Source organism: Bacillus sp. FSL R5-0820, assembly GCF_038593385.1.
In the GTDB taxonomy this organism is placed as follows: domain Bacteria; phylum Bacillota; class Bacilli; order Bacillales; family Bacillaceae; genus Bacillus; species Bacillus altitudinis.
In genome coordinates this window covers 1,127,928-1,146,860 of record NZ_CP151991.1, presented here as the reverse complement: position 1 = coordinate 1,146,860, position 18,933 = coordinate 1,127,928, and the positions used below count along the sequence as shown (strand labels likewise).

Sequence of the window (18,933 nt, the reverse complement as noted above, 5' to 3'; positions counted from 1 at the left end):
GTCATCCTCCTCCTACAAAGTGAACGATTTCAATCGTGTCATTTGGTTGAATTTTTACCTGTTGAAAGGCTTCTTTATCTATAATTTCTTGATTTTTTTCAACGATCACCACTCGGTTTTCAAGTTGATAGGCTGACAGCAGATCAAAAATCGTGCCATTTTCCTTATCGAAATCAACCATTCTTCCATTCAATTGAATTTTCATACGAACAATGCCTCCTTTCGCCCAATACGAAACGCATGAAGCCATTCCTTGTGAACAGACTCGCCTACTATCAAGCCGCGAATGATTTCCCCCGTAATTGGCGCAAGTAAGATGCCATTTCGGTAATGTCCCGTTGCAAAAAGAATACGCTCGTCTTCTGGATGTTTTCCGATATAGGGGTGCCGGTCGCTTGTCGCTGGCCGAAGACCTGCCCAGCATTGATCAATCGGCATCTCTCGAATAGAAGGCATGAGCTGAGATGCTTTGTGAATAACTGCTTCAATACCGCCAAGTGTCGGAATGGCCTGCCAGTCATTCGGCTTCATCGTTGCACCAATCACTAGCTTACCGCTATCCCTTTGAACGATATAACAATGATCATGATAGATGGTGTGTGCAAGCGCTGGACCGTTATTCCAAACAGACACGCATTCTCCTTTTACGGGATAGAGAGAATGTGATAAACCCAGTTCTTCTAAAAAACGGCCTGACCATACACCACTTGCTACAGTCAGATGATCACATGTGAAGATGCCTTTAGCTGTACTGACTGTCAATGTTTCTTTTCCCCTCTTCACATCGATAACGGGGGTAAACTCCTTCACATCCGCTCCGTGCCGAACAGCCGCCTGCCAAAAAGCCCTGCATACCGCATATGGCTCGACATGTACATCATCTGCTATCAAGCCTGCTCCTAAGATGTCATCTGCAATTTGAGGCAAACGTTCTTTTACGCTGCTTGCTTCAAGCCATTCAAATGTGGGCAAATGCTGCATCCGGCAAAGCGCACGCTTTTCTTGTTCTGTAAAAGCCACCTTCATAATCCCACCCACTGATGTCCGAATATCAACGCCCGATTCATGCTGAAGGTCGACCGTTAATTTTTCATATAAAGCCTGACTTTGTCTGCCTACTTGAAAGAAAATATCTTCATCACCTTCTCCTTCAGCATGTGCACCCAGCATGCCAGCAGCCGCACTCGTCGTTTGCTTCCCGATCTCATTTGCCTCAAATAAGACAATCTGCTTTCCTGCTTTTGCAAGGTGATAAGCGATCGACATCCCTATGATTCCACCACCAATGATTGCCACATCATAATGCTTGTTCATAAGGATTCTCCTTTCGCTTTTTAGAAAATGTTTGCGCCATTTTGCGCGGCTGAGGATGAGCAAAAATCCCCGACATGATGGCTATTCCCTTTAAATCAACATGCATCAATTCTGGCAATCGTTCTGGTGTGATTCCACCAATGACAACGACTGGAATGGACAGCTCAGAAGTCATTTCCTCCACAACCTTTATGCCTCTCGCCTGTAATCCGGGTTTGCATGCGGTATCATACACGTGCCCAAACATGACATACTCTGCCCCGTTCTTCTCTGCTGCTTTGGCTTCTTCTATCGAATGAACCGATACCCCCGCATGGAGGTGAGGAAATTTTTGTCTTAATTCCTTTGGCGAAAAGCTGTGTCCTGGAAGATGAACCCGGTGAATATTGGTCAGCAGCGCAACGTCAACTCGGTCATTGATAATCAGCTTTTCTTTCGGAACACCTTCTGCTAGGAGTTGTTTCACGAGGTGAACCAGCTCACCTGCTGCCTTCGATCGTTCACGAATATGAATAAAGTCTACTTCAGACGCAATGTCTTTTATTTGCTTGATGAGCTCCCTGACAGGAAGCGTATCATTTGTCACTGCATGGAGTTCCATTTGCACCAACCCCATCTAAGCATGCTGTCTGCCACATTTCTTTTTCATACGCCATCTCCCAGAAATGGTATTCGTAATAGCTCGAAATCACGAAATTTTCTTTCATATTAGCCCGCACATGTTCTGGCGCTTTTTCTGCAAGTTCATTAAAACGGTTCACCTGTTCAAAAACAAGCTCTTTAAACCAATCTCCGCCATATGTCAAAATCCATTCTTGATAAATCGGATGGTCAGGTGTTGTTTGTTTCAGTTTTTCTCCTACCTCATAATAAAGCCAGTAGCACGGCAATAATGCGGCTAAAATTTCTTCAAAACGACCGCTTTTCACAGATCGGTACATATGCGAGGTATATGCATATGCAGTTGGAGAAGGTTTAAAGTTTGCCAGCGCTTCATCAGAGATCTGGAGCAGTTCTGTGAACTTTCTATGCAGTGATAGCTCTGCTTCATACGTACCCTGCGCATGATATGCCATTCTGCCTGTCGTATGTAAGTCCTCACTAATGGCAGCTCCATACGACTGTACTTTTGCAAAATGAGTTAAATAGTACGAATCCTGCATCACATAATAAGTGAAACGATCGAGTGAAAGTGTGCCATCACCAATCCCTTTCACAAAAGGGTGTGTAAAGCTCCCATTCCACCATCTAGCTGCTGCTTCTTTACATTCGTTCGAAAATGTCATGTTCCTCTCCTCCTGTTTTTCCATATAAAAAAACCACTTTCCGCGTGGAAAGTGGTTTGGAATTTGTAAAAAGCATAGTCAAACACCGCACCACTTCCCTACGCAGGTATGAACCTGTTCAGGTAATGAGGGTCTAAAAGTCTATACTTTTATCTCAGCCCTTTTAAAGGACTCCCCTAGTGGATCAAACATATATTGTTGTACCTCTATCTTAATCAGGATTTGTTCATCGGTCAAGGGTTCATTGCAACTCTAATTGGGCTCTTAGTCCTGCCACATACTCCCGGGAGCCAGACACAAGCACGCGGTCACCGCTTCTAAGCGTCGTATCCCCATGCGGTACTAAGCTGTCAATTCCTCTAAAAATACGGACAAACACCAAATCGCCGGTAAAAGGAAATTCCCTCAGCATGACGTTATGATACCGATGATTGTTCATTTGAATTTGATACAAAGAAGAATCCTCATTTGTTAACAAGCGAATCGCATCAGGTGCTTCAATCAATGCCCTCAGCACCGTTTTAGATGATAAGAAGTTAGAAAAGGTATCGATCCCTGCTTCCTTTAAAGTCAGCTCGGCTTCCGCTTTGTTGACACTTGCAATGACTTGTTTAGACCCTTCTTCTTTTGCAAATAAAGCAATTTCCTTATTTTTCGTTTCACTGCCTGTAGCCACAACGAGCACATCCTCTTGCCCGATGCCAGCCTGCCTGAGCGTATCATCGTCATATTGTTCAATCGCTTCAACTTCAAAGATGGAGTCAGCAAGCAAGGCTTCTTTATTTTCCTGAAAGACGTGTAAAATACGGATGTCATATTCATCCTGATGCAAATCAAGCGTCACAGGTAACGTCAGCTGATTCGCTCCAATAAACGTCACACGCTTTTTATGATTGGTTTCACGTTCTTGTTTAAATAATGCCTTAAACCAAACAGGCGTTAAAACACTCGTGAGCACAGCGACTAGAATAAGGGCTCCTGACATTTTATGATCAATGACACCAAGCCGCTCACCAATCGTTGCAGCAGCAATGACAAGGGATAACGTCGAGGTTAATAAAAAACCCGAACCGATGACTTTTTTCATGTCATACCATTTTTTTAAATAAAGAATCGGAACGAGTTTACTAAGCAATAATGCAATAAACAGTAGCGGAATCATGATCATGATGGTTGGATCTTTAAAGAGTGACCATATATTCAGGTCCACACCGACCATCACAAAAAAGATCGGAATTAAAAATCCATAGCCAAATGAGTCCAGCTGCTGTACGAGCTCTTTATTAGGCGAGAGAAGAGACACAAGCACACCTGCTAAAAAAGCCCCAAGAATATTTTCAGCACCGAGTGATTCAGATAAGGCAACTAAGACTATAATGAGAGTAAAGATGGCTCTTGTCCCAATTTGCACCGTTCCTTTTGACATGGACTGAAAAATGGACTTTGTCTTAAATACCCGGCCAAATAAATAAAGAAGAATACCTGCCGCAAATAATAATAAGAGCAACCACATGTTCCCTGTTCCATCGCCATAAATGGAGGAAAACACAGCAAGTAAAATCATTGTCACCAAATCAGCAATAACGGCTACAAGCAAAATGATTTGACCAATATTCGTTTGCATCAACTTTTCCTCTTTTAAGGTAGGAACTACCACACCCAATGAGATGGTGGAAATAATAAGCGTCATTAAAAAGGCATTTTGAATAAACCCTGCAAGAACAAACGCATAAGACAGGATAAAGGACATACAAAATACGCCAACAAAAATAATGGTCGCTGTTTTAAATGTATTCGGTTCTTTTAAACCATTTGGCAGTTCTCGCGCTTTCTTCTTTGATTCAAAAGAAGAAAAATCTATTTCAAGTCCACTTAAAAACATAAGAAAAATAAAACCTAGCATGGATAACGTATCTAGCCATGCGTCGTGTTCAACAACTAGTTGAAGACCGCTTTTTCCAATGATGAGCCCCATGATGATTTCAGCGACAACGACCGGGATGGTCAGCTTAAATCGGTGCAATAAAATGGGGGTGAAAAAGGCTACAATAATAACGACAACGAGTGATGAAACAGATGTATGCTCCATTGGCTAAAGCCTCCTAACATTCATGTTTAATTTTTAAGTTTTACGTTAAAGCATTGATTCTAACAATTGCCCAAATGAAATGAAAGCCATTCGTTATATTTTCTAAAATTCAAACTTCTTTATATCCGATAAATGGAGGAAAAAATCAGGAGGAACCTTTATGAAATTCGATATCATCGGCGATATCCACGGCTGCTACGAAGAGCTGCTTACCCTCATACACAAACTAGGATACGAACTCAAACACGGACTACCTGTCCACCCTGATAAGAGAACACTGGCCCTTGTTGGTGATTTAACAGACCGCGGCCCTCGATCAGTTGCCGTGATGCAATTTGTCATACACGCCTATTCTAAGGGTGCCATCCGCTATGTGCCTGGCAACCATTGTTTTAAGCTGTATCGCTATTTGAAAGGAAATCCCGTAAAATTACTGCACGGTATTGAAACAACGGTGAACGAAATCAAAAACCTGCCGCATGATGAACAAACCATTTTATCACGTGAATTTAAACATTTATTTGAAAAGGCACCGCTTTATGATGTACTGATTCCGAATGAACTGATCATTGCACACGCAGCAATGAAGGAAAAGGATATTGGCAAAAAACCGAACAAACAGATGAGGTCTTATCTATTATTTGGAGCAGTCACCGGAGAAACATGGCCAGACGGTCGACCTGTCAGGAAGGACTGGGCAAAGGAATATCACGGAAAACCATGGATTGTGTACGGGCATACACCCGTAAAAGAACCAAGATTTATCGGTAGAACGGTTAACATTGATACAGGCTGCGTCTTTGGCCACAAGCTCTCTGCCCTTAGATATCCAGAGCTTGAGACAGTATCTGTTCCTTCATCTATGCCATATGATGATTCAAGATTTCAGCATTTCACGCAATAAAAAACCCGGTCCACCATGACAGGTGACCGGGTTTACTTGTTTACTGAAGCAATAATGTCATATCATCCGGCAAAGGAGCCGAAAAGGTCATGGACTCCCCTGTTATCGGATGCGGAAAAACAAGGGTTTCACTATGAAGTGCCTGCCTGCCTATTCTCTCGCTTGTTCCACCATATAGCGTATCTCCAACAAGCGGATGACCAAGGAATTGCATGTGAACACGAATTTGATGAGTTCTTCCCGTTTCAAGGATAAGGGACACATCAGACATATCTAAATGAGTATGTACCGCCCGCACCGTATAATGTGTTACGGCTTCCTGACCAGATTCATTCACCATTCGTTCAATAATGCTGTCCCCTTTTCGAGCAATTTTTGCTCTAATTGTTCCTTCCTTTTGCGTGATCATGCCATGTGTCATGGCTCTATACGTTCGCTTGACTTCCCCTTTTTTCTGCGCCTTTGATAAAAGGCTGTGTGCAAAGCGATGTTTAGCGACTAACATGACACCAGAAGTATCACGATCAAGACGGTTCACCAAGTGGACAGTCAGTCGAACGGACTGCTTAGCATAATGGTGAAGCAACCCATTTGCAATACTATGCTCAGGGTGCTCTCGAGAAGGAATCGATGGGATATATGGCTTTTTATTCAGCACAAGCACGTGCTCGTCCTCAAATAAAATATCAAGCGGAATGGCCGCAGGTTTTAGCCCTTCACTCACTTTTTCCTCGGGAAATAAAATGGTGAGCCTGTCTCCCTCGCGCAGCTCATATCTCACGGTCACATGCTCTCCATTAATCAGAAGGTCACCGCCATCAAATTTAATATCTGTCAGCATTCGTTTTGAAATGCCAAGATCGATTAAGTAGTCCTTCAGCAGCCTGCCTTCTTCTTTGGCTGATATGGTTTTGTTTATCTTAAAGTATTCCAGCGAGAACAACCTCTTTCTTATTCTCCTTTGCCGATAAAGGAATCTTGCACCCTTTTCCAAAACGGAAATGGTCTAAATCGGGCAAACCGGACATTCTCGTCTGCCACTCGGCATTGAATGGATTTCACATCTTTATGCAGCAGCGACAAATGATCTATCGTCACCTGAAAATCCACATCATTAATCGGTTTGATCACACACGTATGGTGGTCCGGCAAAATGAGCGGCGAACCGACCGTTCTAAACACTCTGTTGTTGATTGAAGCCATTTCTGCCAGCTGGATCGCCCTAATGGATGGGTGAATAATAGCCCCGCCAAGTGCCTTATTATAGGCTGTACTGCCAGATGGTGTAGACAAACAAAGACCATCTCCTCTGAATGTTTCAAAAAGCTGACCCCTAATCTCAACATCTGCCACAAGTGTACCTTCCATACTTTTAATCGTACATTCATTCATTGCTAAATATTTTTCTTCCCGGCCGCCATCGTTGTACCTGACGATGACTTCAAGAATCGGATATTCCACAATATGATAAGGCGTTTTGGCAATGGCTAACACAAGCTTTTCAATTTCACTCGGGACCCAGTCCGCATAAAAACCAAGATGGCCTGTATGTACGCCGACAAAAGCGGTTTCGTTCAGACGGTTGCTATACCGGTGAAAAGCGTATAAAAGGGTTCCGTCTCCGCCAACGGTAATGACGAGATCGGGTTCCTCTTCATTTAATTCCATTCCAAAATCCAATAAGTAGGTCTGTATTTTATTTTTAAGTGTGTCAGATACAGAATTCCCTTTCGAAGAAACTGCAAATTTCATGAATTCTTCTCCTTTTCCACCTTGCTGCGACGAGAAAGCAGCATCATATTTGATCAAGCTTAGGCTCAGCTATCGTTTTTCTTTTTCCGGGAAAATGCCACTTGCGCTTCTTGAATTTCCCCTCTGATTTCAGACATCTCATCATCAAGAAGAGATGCTGCCTCAGAAGCTCTTTGAAGGCGCTGCTTGACCTTCTCCGGGATATTCCCGCTATATTTATAATTCAGAGAATGCTCAATGGTCGCCCAAAAATTCATAGCTAATGTACGGATTTGGATTTCGACGAGGAGCTGCTTCTCTCCATTGATCGTTTGCAGCGGATATAACACAACAAGGTGGTACGAGCGGTATCCGCTTTCTTTATGTTCTGCAATATAGTCGCGTTTATCTACAACCACGAAATCTTTTCGTGACTGAAGCATTTTCTTGACGACTTGTATATCTTCTACAAATTGGCACATAATGCGAAGCCCTGCAATATCCTGCATCGTTTCAATCTCATGCATCGGGATGTTTTTACGCTTTGCCTTTTCCAATATGCTGGCAACGGGTTTCACTCGGCCAGTGACAAATTCTACTGGTGAATGGTCATCCTCAAATTCATACAGTTTTCGGATGCCTTTTAGTTTCACTTTTAATTCTTCGACTGCTTGCTTATATGGTGCGAGGAATTGATCCCATTGTTTTTTGTCCATGAAACTTCCCCCAATTCCAAATACCTAATTATTTCAGAGGAATGTGCTCTTCACTTTCTCTTCCATATCTCCGTAATTGGCATTGTCTTTAATATTGTCGATTAAATAGTTTAATTCCTGATGAAGTTGAATGAGTTCTAGCGTTTGCTCTTCCGCCGCCAAATAGACAGGGATTTCACGATTCATTGCTTCTTTTAATGGAGCCCATGTATGTTCTCCTAAAATAAGATACGTAAAAGACTCCTCAGTCTCAAGTATGTAAACGAACGCAAAGTGATCAGAATCAACAAGCATTTGTCCTGATGCTTTTGCTTTTTGAATTTGCTCATCTGACTGGACCGTCAAGATCAGCCTGTCTTCTTTTAAAGTTGCTTCTGTGATTTCAATTCTGTTTTGCATCATGATCTCCTTTACAACAAAGTACAGCTTTATTTTATCATATCAAGTTCAATATTGATAAACCGAACTTTTTGAGAAAATTTGATTTCTCCATTTCGTTGTTCATTTTGCCTCATTTAGCATCTATATACGTTTCTTTTTAAGGAATAAATAAGAAAAAAAGAAGCTTTTCATGTACAATAATCATATTTCCTCTAAATGAAAGGTTGATGTCAAAATGGCACAGGAAATTGAGATAGAACTAAAACAATTATTAATGAAAAAAGAATTTGAACAGCTAAAAGAATATTTTCAATTAAAGGACGAGGACTTCCTCACTCAAACCAACTATTATTTTGATACACCTCAATTTGATATAAAATCCAAATTTGCTGCATTACGAATGAGAGAAAAAGGTGGGCAGTGGGTCCTCACATTAAAGGAACCTCATGAGATCGGCCTTCTGGAAACCCACCAAACGATCGATCCTCCCGCTAGTCTTGAACATTTCCAACTGCCAGAAGGTGAAGTGGCAGACAGATTAGTACACCTTCACATTCAAAAGGATCAAATCGTGTATTTTGGTTCACTGGAAACGTCAAGAGCAGAAAAAATGATCAAAGAAGGCTTAATTGTTTTGGATCACAGCCGATATTTAACAGTAGAGGACTATGAACTTGAATTTGAAGTGAGTGATTTAGACATTGGACAAGCTGCTTTCACAGCATTGCTTCAGCAATTTCAGATCCCACCAAGACACACGAAAAACAAAGTCGTACGTTTTTATGAAGAAAAAATGAAAACAAAAGAATAGATGAATTCCTTGAAGGAGGAACATGATGAACGTCAATCAACTTCAATCCTTTATGCAGCTTCAAGCACTCAAAACGTTACAATCTGATAATGGACAAACACAACTCACAGCTGGACAAGAATCAAGCGCTGAGACTTCATTCCAGTCGCTGTTGCAAGATTTTTTAGGCGGATCAGAATTATCTCGTCTCCCGCTTTCCATTTCTGCGTTCATGGGATCGGACCCATCAACGTCTCCGAACACGCAATATGCACGCATGAATCCATATTTATCTGCGATAGCGGGCAGTGAACAGCTTCAATCTCAGTCTCTTTATGCAAATGACAGCCAATTGAATACCGCAAATGGTATTGGAAACGTCTTAAATAACAGCTACACACCGCCTCTTCAAAAAGCTGTTTCAGGCTCTTCATCAAAAGAGATTAATCAAATCGTCTCACAAATGGCTCAAAAGCACGGAGTTCCAGAAAAGCTGATCCACGCAGTGATCAAGCAAGAATCCGGTTATCGCACGAATGCTGTCAGCCATGCAGGTGCACTTGGACTGATGCAGCTAATGCCGTCTACTGCTAAATCACTTGGCGTGAACAATGCCTTTGATGCAGCCCAAAACATTGAAGGCGGAACGAAGTATTTAAAACAAATGCTTCAAAAATATAATGGAAATGTCTCACTCGCCTTAGCCGCTTATAACGCAGGCTCAGGGAATGTAGATAAGTACGGAGGCATTCCTCCATTTAAAGAAACACAAAATTATGTAAAGAAAATCACAGCTCAATATTTCGCCTAAACCGAAGAGAATAACCTCTTCGGTTTTTTGTATGTCGCTTTTCACCCTTTTTTGACTGAATGTGTTATGATATGGTCAATTGAACACGGAACCTGTCTCCCTCACTTTTCCCAAAGGGCCAAAGCGGTTTGTTTGTGGAATTGAGTAGAGGTTGTTAAAATAAGTATACAATAATAGAAACAACAAAATAGAACAAACTGAATATCACTTTTGAAATACATGAAATTCGCAATAGGGTGAGCCATCCTATTAGCTACGAGTTAAAGGAGTAGTCAACATGGTACAATCGTTTAACGCACCTTACGAAGCGGTTGGAGAGGAACTTCTATCGCAACTTGTTGATACTTTTTATGAAAATGTAAAGTGTCATCCTTTGCTTCATCCTATTTTCCCGGATGACTTAAAAGAAACAGCAAGAAAACAAAAACAGTTCTTAACTCAATATTTAGGCGGACCGCCGCTTTATACTGAGGAGCATGGTCACCCAATGCTACGGGCGAGACATCTCCCTTTTCCGATTACTGAGGAGCGAGCGGACGCATGGCTTGAATGCATGGAGGATGCAATGGATCAAGTAGGACTAACCGGCGATATTCGTGACTTTTTATTTGAGCGACTGTCTTTGACGGCTCGTCACATGGTCAACCAAATACCTGAAAAGGACGGACAATCTTGAGCTGCAATCCGCATGAGCAATATTTCTCACATTGTCACGGACATCCTCAAAAGCCGATTGAAATCTATGTATTCATTGATCCTCTCAGCCCGGACTGCTGGTTATTAGAGCCATCAATTAAAAAGTTGAAAATGAAATATGGCCGTTTCTTCACTTTACGAACGGTTACAAGTTCTAGTATTAATGCTTTGAACCGGAAACGAAAAAAACATTTACTAACCGAAGCGTGGGGGAAATTTGCCACGAAAACTCAGACCAAAAAAGAACAAATGCTGTCTGAACAAATTGTGACATCACCTTATCTCGCCTCTCTTGCATTAAAAGCAGCTGAACTTCAGGGCAGAAAATGCGGAATGAAATTTTTACGACTCATTCAAGAATCGCTTTTTTGCCATCAGCAGGACGTCACCAGTGAACAAGTCTTGCTAGAAAATGCAAAAACGGCTGGACTGGACATTGAAGAGTTCCAGCGAGATATCCATTCTCAAAGTGCTGTCAAAGCGCTCCAATGTGATATGAAAATCGCAGCTGAAATGGATGTGTCTGAGCTTCCCACTTTCGCCTTTTTTAATACGATAAATGGTGAAGAAGGATTAAAGATTTCAGGTGCATATTCTTACGATATTTACGAGGAAATTCTCTTTGAAATGATTGGCGAAAAACCAACACCTTCAGAACGACCGCCAATTGAATGGTTTATCGCTTACTTTCAATTTGCATCAGCAAAAGAAATTGCCGTTGTATATGACCTGACACTTGAAGAAGTTGAACGCGAGATGAAAAAGCTCGCATTCGCTAAAAAGGTAGAACGTGTACAAGTACATCAAGAAATGTTTTGGCGTTATACAGAAGGAGACAATCATTCAGATCTTGACGTTTACCGCTGTGAGAATGAACATGGGTGCTGACCCATGTTTTTTCTTTACTCCCAAAAAGAACACTTGTTCTATTTGGGAGTACGAAGAAACCGCGCCGGGATAAGCGCGGTTTCACTATGTCTTAACGACAACAAAGGGGATGGGAGAAATTTTTCACGGTCAAACAAAGGGGTAATGTTTGTATGTGATTAATTTCACATCTGTAGTATATCAAATTTTGTCGACTTATGACAACCGATATACTATATGTTCATATTTTTGTCACAAAACATAAGAGGACTGTCACTTTCATATAGTGAAAGTAACAAAAAAATGGGGGGATCTGCATGCGCAGCACAACCATTGGACTTGTTGCCATTGGCTTATGTTTCTGTTTAAATATATTAGGTTTAATGAAGATGCTGCCTCTTTACCTGACTTCTCCACTCCTATTCGCTTCCATTCTCTTTACACTCTATCGAATGAATCACCGGAAAACCTTCAAAGGTTTTAAAGCGTAATCATTGAATGTACAAACCTCGTTCATATAGACGAGGTCTAGTGTGTAGGCAACCCTCGCATTCGGTGTCAGTCCTGCGTGCTAGTGCTCACGAATGTCAAATTCGCTCCGCGCGAGTAACTCGGCCTTCCTAGCCTGCAAAGGTTTTCTATCACGCTAAAAAGAAGTCAAAGGGCTTAAATCAAGTTCATTTTAGCCCTTTGTCAACAATCTGGTCTTTTTTATTTCAAGAAAAAACTCCTGCCAAAAGGTGAGTTTGCACTCACACATCTGACAGAAGTCTTCTCGTTACTCACCAGTCTTTGAGATGAGCTCTTCCATTTCCTTTAATTTTTCTTCAAACAATTGACATGCTGCCTCAATTGGTTCTTTCGATGCCATATCTACACCAGCTTTTTTCAGCACGTTGATTGGATAGTCAGAGCTTCCTGCTTTAAGGAAGTCTGTATAGCGCTCCACCGCAGGTTTCCCTTCTTCTAAAATTTGTTTACTTAATGCCTGAGCCGCACTATAGCCTGTTGCATATTGATACACATAATAGTTGTAATAGAAATGCGGAATTCGCGTCCATTCTAATCCGATTTCCTTATCCACAACCATACCGTCGCCAAAATACTTCTTATTCAGGTCGTAATACAGGTTCGTCATAAACTCTGGCGTTAATGCCTCCCCTTCTTGCGCTTTCACATGAATGAGATGCTCGAACTCTGCAAACATCGTTTGTCTGAATACCGTCCCTCTAAATCCTTCTAACAAGTGATTGAGCACATACAAGCGCTGCTTTTTGTCCTCTAAATGATTGAGTAAGTATTCACCTAGTAATGCTTCGTTTGTTGTAGAAGCTACTTCCGCTACAAAAATGCTGTAGTTTCCGTAAGGATATGGCTGATGCTTTCTTGTATAGTAGCTATGAACAGAGTGACCAAATTCATGAGCCAGCGTAAATAAATTATCAATATTATTTTGCCAGTTCATTAAGATATAAGGATTCGTGCCATAGCTTCCAGAAGAATATGCGCCGCTTCGTTTCCCTTTATTCTCATAAACGTCTACCCAGCGATTTTCGAGTCCCTCTTTTAATACCGAAACATATTCTTCTCCTAATGGCGCTAACCCTTTCAGCATATAATCCTTTGCTTCATCATAGGTCAGCTTCATGCCAGCATCTTTTACTAATGGTGTATACAAGTCATAATTGTGCACTTCATCAAGCTTTAATACCTTTTTACGCAATTCAATGTAGCGATGTAATAACGGTAAATATTGATGAACTGTATCAATTAGATTGTCATACACTTCTTCAGGAATACTATTTCGTGATAACGCTGCTTCTCTTGCCGATTTGTAATGACGTACTTTCGCATAAAAATTATCCTTTTTAATCGAGCCGCTGAGTGTAGACGCCAAAGTATTCTTATACTGATCATACGTTTTATAAACGGCTTTAAAAGCATTCTTTCTCACTTCACGATCATCACTGTTTAAAAAGGTAATGAAGTTGCCATGAGTAATTTTCTTTTCTTCTCCATTTTCATCCTTAACAGAAGGAAACGAAATATCTGCATTATTAAACATACTAAACGTAGTGGATGATGTTGATAAAGGTTCAGAGGCTTCAGCTAATAAAGCTTCTTGCTCCTCACTTAAAATATGCGGACGCTCTTTGTTAATTTCTTCGAGAGCGTGAGAATAAAGTTTTAATTCTTCTTTTTCCAAAATAAATTGCTGCAGCTTATCTTCTTGAATAGATAAAATTTCCGGAACAATATAGGCAGATGTACTAGACAGCTGTGTAAATAAATTGGATGCTTTATCATTTAAAGCCTGAAATGATGAATTTGTTGTATCTTCATCGTATTTCATGTGCGCATATGTATAAAGCTTGCCAAGCTTTTCAGAAAGTAGATCCTGAAATGTTAGGGCTTCATACAAGACATCAGCAGAATGGGCCAGCTTGCCTTTAAATTGGGCGAGCTTCGGAATTTCTTTTTTTACAGCTTCGAATTCCTTATTCCATGAATCGACACTTTCAAAAATATCTTCAAGGCGCCATTTGTTTTCTTCTTTTACTTCGCTTCTGTCTGGTAAATGATTGTTGCTATTTTGTGAAGTCATATGAATCCCCCTTGCATGAGTTGTGTTGAACCAACCTTTCGGAAAGTGAAAGAAATTGGTGTTGTATTTATCTTCTTTGTTTTGAACTATATTTGTCAAATCATATGCAGAAATAAATACCAAACAAACTAAAAAAATCAGAAAAAAGCGTTTCTTTCTATTCAATAGCAGCACCACCTTTTTCTTATCATGATCAAAGTGGGCATGAAACATGCTAATGAAATAAGAAAGCATCTCGTTTTATCGCTTCATCTGCTGTTCGTATAGGCTTTTGATTCGACGTTACTTGATAATTACCCTCTTTCGTCATGTATAAAAACCCTAGATTCACAAGCGCCCGTACATATGAAATGATCACCTCTTTGATTTCTTCTATTGTGACATCGGCATATCGGAGCTTCACTTCTTTATGCTGGACACATCGCTCAATTTCTTTTAAAAGAAGATGAATGGTCACTTGTTCTTTTCCCTTTCGAACCATCCAATCATAAAGACATCCTTGCCACACATAAACAGGGCTTGAAAAGATATATGCTTCTGTCAGGGGGATAAATAATTCTGTCGGTAGAAATGGCCATGCTGTTTGATGATGCTCATAAAAAATGGTTCTTAAACGCTTGCTTTCATTTGCTAAAATGCGGGGTGGCCGCTCCCTAAATTGCCGAATACACTTGAGCCACTCTTTATACAATTGATGATTGCTCGAGGAAACAGATAAGAGTGCTGGTAGTTGGCGATAAGCTGAAGGCGGTCTAACGGTCATTGAGGCACATATTTTCGTTGGCTGAAACACGAGAAGTTGATCCAGGTGGATGAATCTATTTTGGATCGGACAATAAAAAATGAGTTTCCTATTCTTTGACTGCCTTAAAATTCCCCAATGAATGGAGGAGAATGAAAAGAGCTGGCCACCCATTCGTTTTAAACGATTCGCCCCTATGACCCATATAGGATAGAGCCCCGCAGCACGGAGACCTTCCGTTCGTTTATGCAGCTCTTTCCACGAAATATTTGCGCATTGAAATTCGATGGCATAGCTTTTATTTTCTATAGCAACGGTCACATCAGGGCGCTGCTGAATGTTTGAAACATATTTCTCTAGTAACGGCTCATATCCAAGCTGCGTGAGCCAATCCTTAAGAGCCATTTTCCCTGCCTGATGATAAGCTGTTTCACCGGTGGACGCTAATGGACATGCCGAGAGCTGTTTATGTGCAAAATGATGGACACGATGCTCACCTAGCTTTAATAGAACCTCCTGCCTACATTCAGGACAGTAAAATTTGCACGTAGCTCTTACATGCTCTAGCCGCCTTTTAGTCAGATGTTGTGTGATGCGAATCAGCTTGCCATTCTCCATGATCGCTGCATTCATATATTTCGCCCCTTGCTCTTTGATGACCGTATTATAGCTTTTTCTCTCATCAGGAAGCGAATATCGATAATGAACTTTTATCGTATCAAAACGCGATTTTAAACTACTTTCCCTTAGTAAAATAAAAAATCCCCCTTTTAGAAAAGGGGGAAAATACAATTTTTATAAAAGAGGTGATAATAATCTTGCTGTTGATTCAAACAGCCTCACCCTCAAAGGTCTCTTCGCAAATTCTTCTGGAACAATTTCATGTGACTGCTCTAAATCACCTAAGAAGTCGTTGACCAGCTTCTCTGTGCTTTTTGTTTTATAGAGGAAAGCATTCACTTCAAAGTTCAGATGAAAACTTCTCATATCCATATTTGCTGTACCAATTGATGCTAGCTCACTATCCACAATGATAAACTTACTATGCATAAAGCCTTGATCATATTCGTATACCTTCGCACCTGCTTCTAAAAGTTCGGGGAAGTATGAACGGGACGCATGAAATACGATGCGTTTATCTGGATTTTTCGGCGCAATGATTCGAACATCGACTCCGCTCAAAGCAGCAATTTTCAGTGCGGACAAAATATCATCATCTGGTACAAAATAAGGTGAAGCAATCCAAATTGATTTTTTGGCGGAGATAATCATGGAGAAAAAGAGATTTTTAATGACTTCCCACTGTTTATCAGGACCACCCGCAATCATTTGTACGCCTTCTGCTCTACTCTCCATATGGCTGAAATCTTTAAAATAATCCACACCCGAGCATCTTTCATTGGTCATGTAATACCAATCCTGCATAAAAATCTGCTGCAAATCACGAACGGCCTCACCTTTAATCATCAGGTGGGTATCACGCCAAAATCCATATTGTCTGCTTCTGCCCATATATTCGTCCCCAATGTTAAGTCCGCCGACAAATCCTACTTCTCCATCAATCACCACGATTTTCCGGTGATTTCGGAAATTGATTTTATTATTTAATAAGGGCAGTCTCACTGGTAAAAACGGAACGATCTGCACGCCAGCCTTTTCTAAGTCAGCAATATATTGACGGGAGAGTTTTAGGCTGCCTACATCATCATATAAAAAGCGGACAATCACACCACTTTTTGCTTTCTCGATTAAAATGTCCTTTAATTCTTGTCCCAGATCATCATGACGGAGAATATAATATTCTAGGTGAATGTGATGTGTTGCTTTTTTGATTTCTTCAAAAATATGAGAGAACGTTTCTTCTCCATTGGTCAGAACTTTAGAGGATGTGCGATACGTAATAGGGGTATGTCCAAGTCTGTGGGCCAGCTTAAATAAGAGCTGCTGATGGTCACCCATATGAGTCATTTTTTCAATCGCTTCTCTGTGGATACGTTCATCTTCCTGGACAAGCTGTTCGTCTAGTACCGCTTTCTTTTCAAAAAGTCTGCGCTTTTTAATATTGCGTCCAAAGAAAATATAAAACAAAAACCCGAAAAGCGGAAAGCTCCCAAGCAGCACAAGCCACGTAATCGTTTGAGAGGGATTTCTGTTTTCTAAGAAAATGACAAACCCGATGAAGATAATCGATAAAGTGAATAGAACACTGACGGAACTTAATACACTTACCGCTAGATCACCGGCAAAAATTTGGATAATCAAATAAGCACCTATCGTAATGATAAGAAAAAATAGAACTTTGACTACATTTCTCATTTCATTTTCTCCTTGCCGATCACTTTATTTACTTTTTCATTCAGATAAAAAAGTCGATTCCTCTATAGAAATCGACTTTTGGTTGTTACGAGAAGTGCTGTTGAATCGTTTCAAGCGCATTCTCTTTGACAATCAGCTGACCGTATTCTTGCAGTCTGTAGATGCTGACCACTGATTCATGAGCATATTCAAGCAGAATACTAAGCTTATTCTCCACCTGCTCATCTGACAAATCCTCGTGGAAGTCAACATATAGATAATAACGGTTTTCAAACGAATATAAACTTGTCGTAAAATCCTGCATATTTAATTGAGAAAGTGCAATCAAATCTTCAAAGTCATCCATTTTCAATACGAACTGAAGTTGAAGTTTTTTGTCCTTCTCATTATGATCTTCTTGATCTTGCTCTTCTTTATGAAAATCATCAAGCAGAGCATCTAAACTTTCTTCATCTGTTTGATCTTTTTTATCTTCTGGAATCGGCAATTCGAGCTTTTGTCCATCTTTAGAAAGTTGGGCTTTTGTCACGACAATTTCAAGACCTTTATCAAGTGCCTGTACTTGAATCCAAAGTGGTCCCTCTACTGCAAATTCTTCTTCTTCGTGCACTTCGTCCATCACTTCCCAGAACAGCTCTTCACTGCGCTCACGATTATACCAAATCTCTTCACGGTCAAAACCGCGATCTTCAATATCACCGTAGGAAATATAAAATTTGACTGTATGTTCATTTATTCTTTCGATTTCCATTTTGCCAACCTTCCCTTCTATATAAGATGTTGAAGGGACATACAAGCTCCCAATTAATAGTACTTTACTACACTTTACCCGTTCCGTCTACATGTTAACCATTTAAAGAAATGAGGTATTGCTGTGTACTGTCTATTTTATGATAAAAGATGAATAAAAGAAATAAAAACGCATTTTTTGCAGAGAAAACTTGCAGAAACATATATTTGAATCGTCTTCATATATTGGTTGTACGAGCTATTTTAGTGAAATGAGGTGAACTGGATGGAAACAGAGTGGATCGTATCCTTACTGATGATTATTGGCATAGACCTCATATTAGGCGGAGATAATGCATTAATCATTGCGATGGCCAGTCGAAGCTTATCAAATGAAAAACGAAACAAAGCCATATGGATCGGCACACTTTTGGCAGTGCTGATGAGAATTACCATGACTGGTGCTGCCGTTTATTTATTGACCATCCCCTATTTGCAATTTATCGGCGGTCTCTTTCTCCTTTATATCGGATACAATTTGCTAATTGAACAAAAGAAAGAATCCATTCGGATTAAAAGCAGCGGCTCGCTTTGGCGTGCTGTTCAGACCATCGTGATTGCAGATCTTTTTATGTCACTTGATAATGTGATCGCTGTTGCAGGGGCAGCTAAAGGGAACATGGTGCTCACTGCCTTTGGCTTAATGATTTCAGTTCCGATTATTATTTGGGGGAGTAAGCTGATTCATGCAGCACTAACCAAGTTTCCGATTCTTTTATACGGAGGGAGTGCCCTTTTAGCTTTTACTGGCGGAGAAATGATTGTCCGTGATGTAAAACTGAATGAATTTATGGCGCAGCATACAACACTTGAATTGTTGCTTCCTTTTTTAACCGTCGCAACCGTTATTTTGGCCAGTCTCTTTTACGAACAAACGGCTGAAAATAAATAAAAAA

The 18,933-nt window shown here is 40.6% G+C and carries 20 protein-coding genes and 1 riboswitch; of the genes, 7 read left to right on the top strand and 13 right to left on the bottom strand.

Features of this window, described 5'->3' with window-relative positions:
* Position 1: 1 nt before the first annotated feature.
* The 5 genes from thiS to NST15_RS05755 all read right to left on the bottom strand — a co-directional run bounded on the left by thiS (position 2) and on the right by NST15_RS05755 (position 4,689).
* Entirely contained in the window at positions 2-205 is a 204-nt protein-coding gene (gene thiS / locus NST15_RS05775; RefSeq protein WP_017367025.1) for a sulfur carrier protein ThiS, read from the bottom strand.
* Positions 202-1,314 (bottom strand): glycine oxidase ThiO, encoded by a 1,113-nt coding sequence (gene thiO, locus NST15_RS05770; RefSeq protein ID WP_056705178.1) that lies wholly within the window; start codon positions 1,312-1,314, stop codon positions 202-204. The genes thiS and thiO overlap by 4 nt, the downstream gene beginning before the upstream one ends.
* Positions 1,298-1,915, bottom strand: a complete 618-nt coding sequence (tenI, locus tag NST15_RS05765) for a thiazole tautomerase TenI (RefSeq protein ID WP_025207159.1) — start codon at positions 1,913-1,915, stop codon at positions 1,298-1,300. The genes thiO and tenI overlap by 17 nt, the downstream gene beginning before the upstream one ends.
* Entirely contained in the window at positions 1,890-2,600 is a 711-nt protein-coding gene (gene tenA / locus NST15_RS05760) for a thiaminase II (RefSeq protein WP_046527496.1), read from the bottom strand. The genes tenI and tenA overlap by 26 nt, the downstream gene beginning before the upstream one ends.
* A gap of 78 nt (positions 2,601-2,678) precedes the next feature.
* A riboswitch (TPP riboswitch) is annotated at positions 2,679-2,788 on the bottom strand.
* A 53-nt stretch (positions 2,789-2,841) separates the two neighbouring features.
* On the bottom strand, positions 2,842-4,689 hold the full coding sequence (locus tag NST15_RS05755) for a monovalent cation:proton antiporter family protein (RefSeq protein ID WP_007498989.1): 1,848 nt from the start codon (positions 4,687-4,689) through the stop codon (positions 2,842-2,844).
* Between the two features lie 160 nt (positions 4,690-4,849).
* On the opposite strand from NST15_RS05755, the gene prpE reads away from it, so the two are divergent.
* On the top strand, positions 4,850-5,593 hold the full coding sequence (gene prpE / locus NST15_RS05750) for a bis(5'-nucleosyl)-tetraphosphatase PrpE (RefSeq protein ID WP_017359667.1): 744 nt from the start codon (positions 4,850-4,852) through the stop codon (positions 5,591-5,593).
* Positions 5,594-5,633: 40 nt separating this feature from the next.
* On the opposite strand, the gene NST15_RS05745 is transcribed toward prpE, so the two are convergent.
* The 4 genes from NST15_RS05745 to NST15_RS05730 form a co-directional block, all read right to left on the bottom strand.
* Positions 5,634-6,527: an RluA family pseudouridine synthase gene (locus NST15_RS05745; protein WP_035392659.1), complete on the bottom strand. Its 894-nt coding sequence runs from the start codon at positions 6,525-6,527 to the stop codon at positions 5,634-5,636.
* A gap of 17 nt (positions 6,528-6,544) precedes the next feature.
* A complete protein-coding gene (locus NST15_RS05740) occupies positions 6,545-7,345 on the bottom strand; it encodes an NAD kinase (protein WP_008355343.1) in 801 nt (266 codons plus the stop codon).
* Positions 7,346-7,410: 65 nt separating this feature from the next.
* Positions 7,411-8,040, bottom strand: a complete 630-nt coding sequence (locus NST15_RS05735; protein WP_008348457.1) for a GTP pyrophosphokinase family protein — start codon at positions 8,038-8,040, stop codon at positions 7,411-7,413.
* 33 nt (positions 8,041-8,073) lie between these two features.
* Positions 8,074-8,439 (bottom strand): hypothetical protein, encoded by a 366-nt coding sequence (locus NST15_RS05730; protein WP_008348459.1) that lies wholly within the window; start codon positions 8,437-8,439, stop codon positions 8,074-8,076.
* Positions 8,440-8,656: 217 nt separating this feature from the next.
* Between NST15_RS05730 and NST15_RS05725 the strand changes: the two genes are divergently transcribed.
* The 5 genes from NST15_RS05725 (at position 8,657) to NST15_RS05705 (ending at position 12,076) form a co-directional block, all read left to right on the top strand.
* Positions 8,657-9,232: a CYTH domain-containing protein gene (locus NST15_RS05725; protein WP_048001687.1), complete on the top strand. Its 576-nt coding sequence runs from the start codon at positions 8,657-8,659 to the stop codon at positions 9,230-9,232.
* 25 nt (positions 9,233-9,257) lie between these two features.
* Positions 9,258-10,022, top strand: a complete 765-nt coding sequence (locus tag NST15_RS05720) for a lytic transglycosylase domain-containing protein (protein ID WP_008348461.1) — start codon at positions 9,258-9,260, stop codon at positions 10,020-10,022.
* A 277-nt stretch (positions 10,023-10,299) separates the two neighbouring features.
* Positions 10,300-10,698, top strand: a complete 399-nt coding sequence (locus NST15_RS05715) for a thiol management oxidoreductase (protein ID WP_057079696.1) — start codon at positions 10,300-10,302, stop codon at positions 10,696-10,698.
* The gene (locus tag NST15_RS05710; RefSeq protein ID WP_007499002.1) at positions 10,695-11,606 is read left to right on the top strand and encodes a ClpXP adapter SpxH family protein; all 912 of its coding nucleotides are present in this window, start codon (positions 10,695-10,697) and stop codon (positions 11,604-11,606) included. Before NST15_RS05715 ends, NST15_RS05710 begins: the two co-directional genes overlap by 4 nt.
* Positions 11,607-11,902: 296 nt before the next feature.
* A complete protein-coding gene (locus NST15_RS05705; RefSeq protein WP_008348466.1) occupies positions 11,903-12,076 on the top strand; it encodes a hypothetical protein in 174 nt (57 codons plus the stop codon).
* Between the two features lie 287 nt (positions 12,077-12,363).
* Here NST15_RS05705 and pepF read toward each other — a convergent pair whose 3' ends face one another.
* From pepF to mecA, 4 genes are all read right to left on the bottom strand, one after another.
* Entirely contained in the window at positions 12,364-14,190 is a 1,827-nt protein-coding gene (pepF, locus tag NST15_RS05700; RefSeq protein WP_342498930.1) for an oligoendopeptidase F, read from the bottom strand.
* 214 nt (positions 14,191-14,404) lie between these two features.
* Complete coding sequence (locus tag NST15_RS05695) at positions 14,405-15,565, bottom strand: competence protein CoiA family protein (RefSeq protein WP_342498929.1); 1,161 nt, start codon at positions 15,563-15,565, stop codon at positions 14,405-14,407.
* Between the two features lie 162 nt (positions 15,566-15,727).
* The gene (gene cls / locus NST15_RS05690; protein ID WP_008348473.1) at positions 15,728-17,248 is read right to left on the bottom strand and encodes a cardiolipin synthase; all 1,521 of its coding nucleotides are present in this window, start codon (positions 17,246-17,248) and stop codon (positions 15,728-15,730) included.
* Positions 17,249-17,333: 85 nt separating this feature from the next.
* On the bottom strand, positions 17,334-17,999 hold the full coding sequence (gene mecA / locus NST15_RS05685; RefSeq protein WP_008348474.1) for an adaptor protein MecA: 666 nt from the start codon (positions 17,997-17,999) through the stop codon (positions 17,334-17,336).
* 264 nt (positions 18,000-18,263) lie between these two features.
* Between mecA and NST15_RS05680 the strand changes: the two genes are divergently transcribed.
* A complete protein-coding gene (locus NST15_RS05680; RefSeq protein ID WP_007499010.1) occupies positions 18,264-18,929 on the top strand; it encodes a TerC family protein in 666 nt (221 codons plus the stop codon).
* Positions 18,930-18,933: the final 4 nt, after the last annotated feature.

What these genes read in the sequence shown, in the direction of transcription:
- thiS (WP_017367025.1), bottom strand. Translation starts at nt 205, where the DNA reads ATGAAAATTCAATTGAATGGAAGAATGGTTGATTTCGATAAGGAAAAT.
- thiO (WP_056705178.1), bottom strand. Translation starts at nt 1,314, where the DNA reads ATGAACAAGCATTATGATGTGGCAATCATTGGTGGTGGAATCATAGGG.
- tenI (WP_025207159.1), bottom strand. Translation starts at nt 1,915, where the DNA reads ATGGAACTCCATGCAGTGACAAATGATACGCTTCCTGTCAGGGAGCTC.
- tenA (WP_046527496.1), bottom strand. Translation starts at nt 2,600, where the DNA reads ATGACATTTTCGAACGAATGTAAAGAAGCAGCAGCTAGATGGTGGAAT.
- NST15_RS05755 (WP_007498989.1), bottom strand. Translation starts at nt 4,689, where the DNA reads ATGGAGCATACATCTGTTTCATCACTCGTTGTCGTTATTATTGTAGCC.
- prpE (WP_017359667.1), top strand. Translation starts at nt 4,850, where the DNA reads ATGAAATTCGATATCATCGGCGATATCCACGGCTGCTACGAAGAGCTG.
- NST15_RS05740 (WP_008355343.1), bottom strand. Translation starts at nt 7,345, where the DNA reads ATGAAATTTGCAGTTTCTTCGAAAGGGAATTCTGTATCTGACACACTT.
- NST15_RS05735 (WP_008348457.1), bottom strand. Translation starts at nt 8,040, where the DNA reads ATGGACAAAAAACAATGGGATCAATTCCTCGCACCATATAAGCAAGCA.
- NST15_RS05730 (WP_008348459.1), bottom strand. Translation starts at nt 8,439, where the DNA reads ATGCAAAACAGAATTGAAATCACAGAAGCAACTTTAAAAGAAGACAGG.
- NST15_RS05725 (WP_048001687.1), top strand. Translation starts at nt 8,657, where the DNA reads ATGGCACAGGAAATTGAGATAGAACTAAAACAATTATTAATGAAAAAA.
- NST15_RS05720 (WP_008348461.1), top strand. Translation starts at nt 9,258, where the DNA reads ATGAACGTCAATCAACTTCAATCCTTTATGCAGCTTCAAGCACTCAAA.
- NST15_RS05715 (WP_057079696.1), top strand. Translation starts at nt 10,300, where the DNA reads ATGGTACAATCGTTTAACGCACCTTACGAAGCGGTTGGAGAGGAACTT.
- NST15_RS05705 (WP_008348466.1), top strand. Translation starts at nt 11,903, where the DNA reads ATGCGCAGCACAACCATTGGACTTGTTGCCATTGGCTTATGTTTCTGT.
- pepF (WP_342498930.1), bottom strand. Translation starts at nt 14,190, where the DNA reads ATGACTTCACAAAATAGCAACAATCATTTACCAGACAGAAGCGAAGTA.
- NST15_RS05695 (WP_342498929.1), bottom strand. Translation starts at nt 15,565, where the DNA reads ATGAATGCAGCGATCATGGAGAATGGCAAGCTGATTCGCATCACACAA.
- cls (WP_008348473.1), bottom strand. Translation starts at nt 17,248, where the DNA reads ATGAGAAATGTAGTCAAAGTTCTATTTTTTCTTATCATTACGATAGGT.
- mecA (WP_008348474.1), bottom strand. Translation starts at nt 17,999, where the DNA reads ATGGAAATCGAAAGAATAAATGAACATACAGTCAAATTTTATATTTCC.
- NST15_RS05680 (WP_007499010.1), top strand. Translation starts at nt 18,264, where the DNA reads ATGGAAACAGAGTGGATCGTATCCTTACTGATGATTATTGGCATAGAC.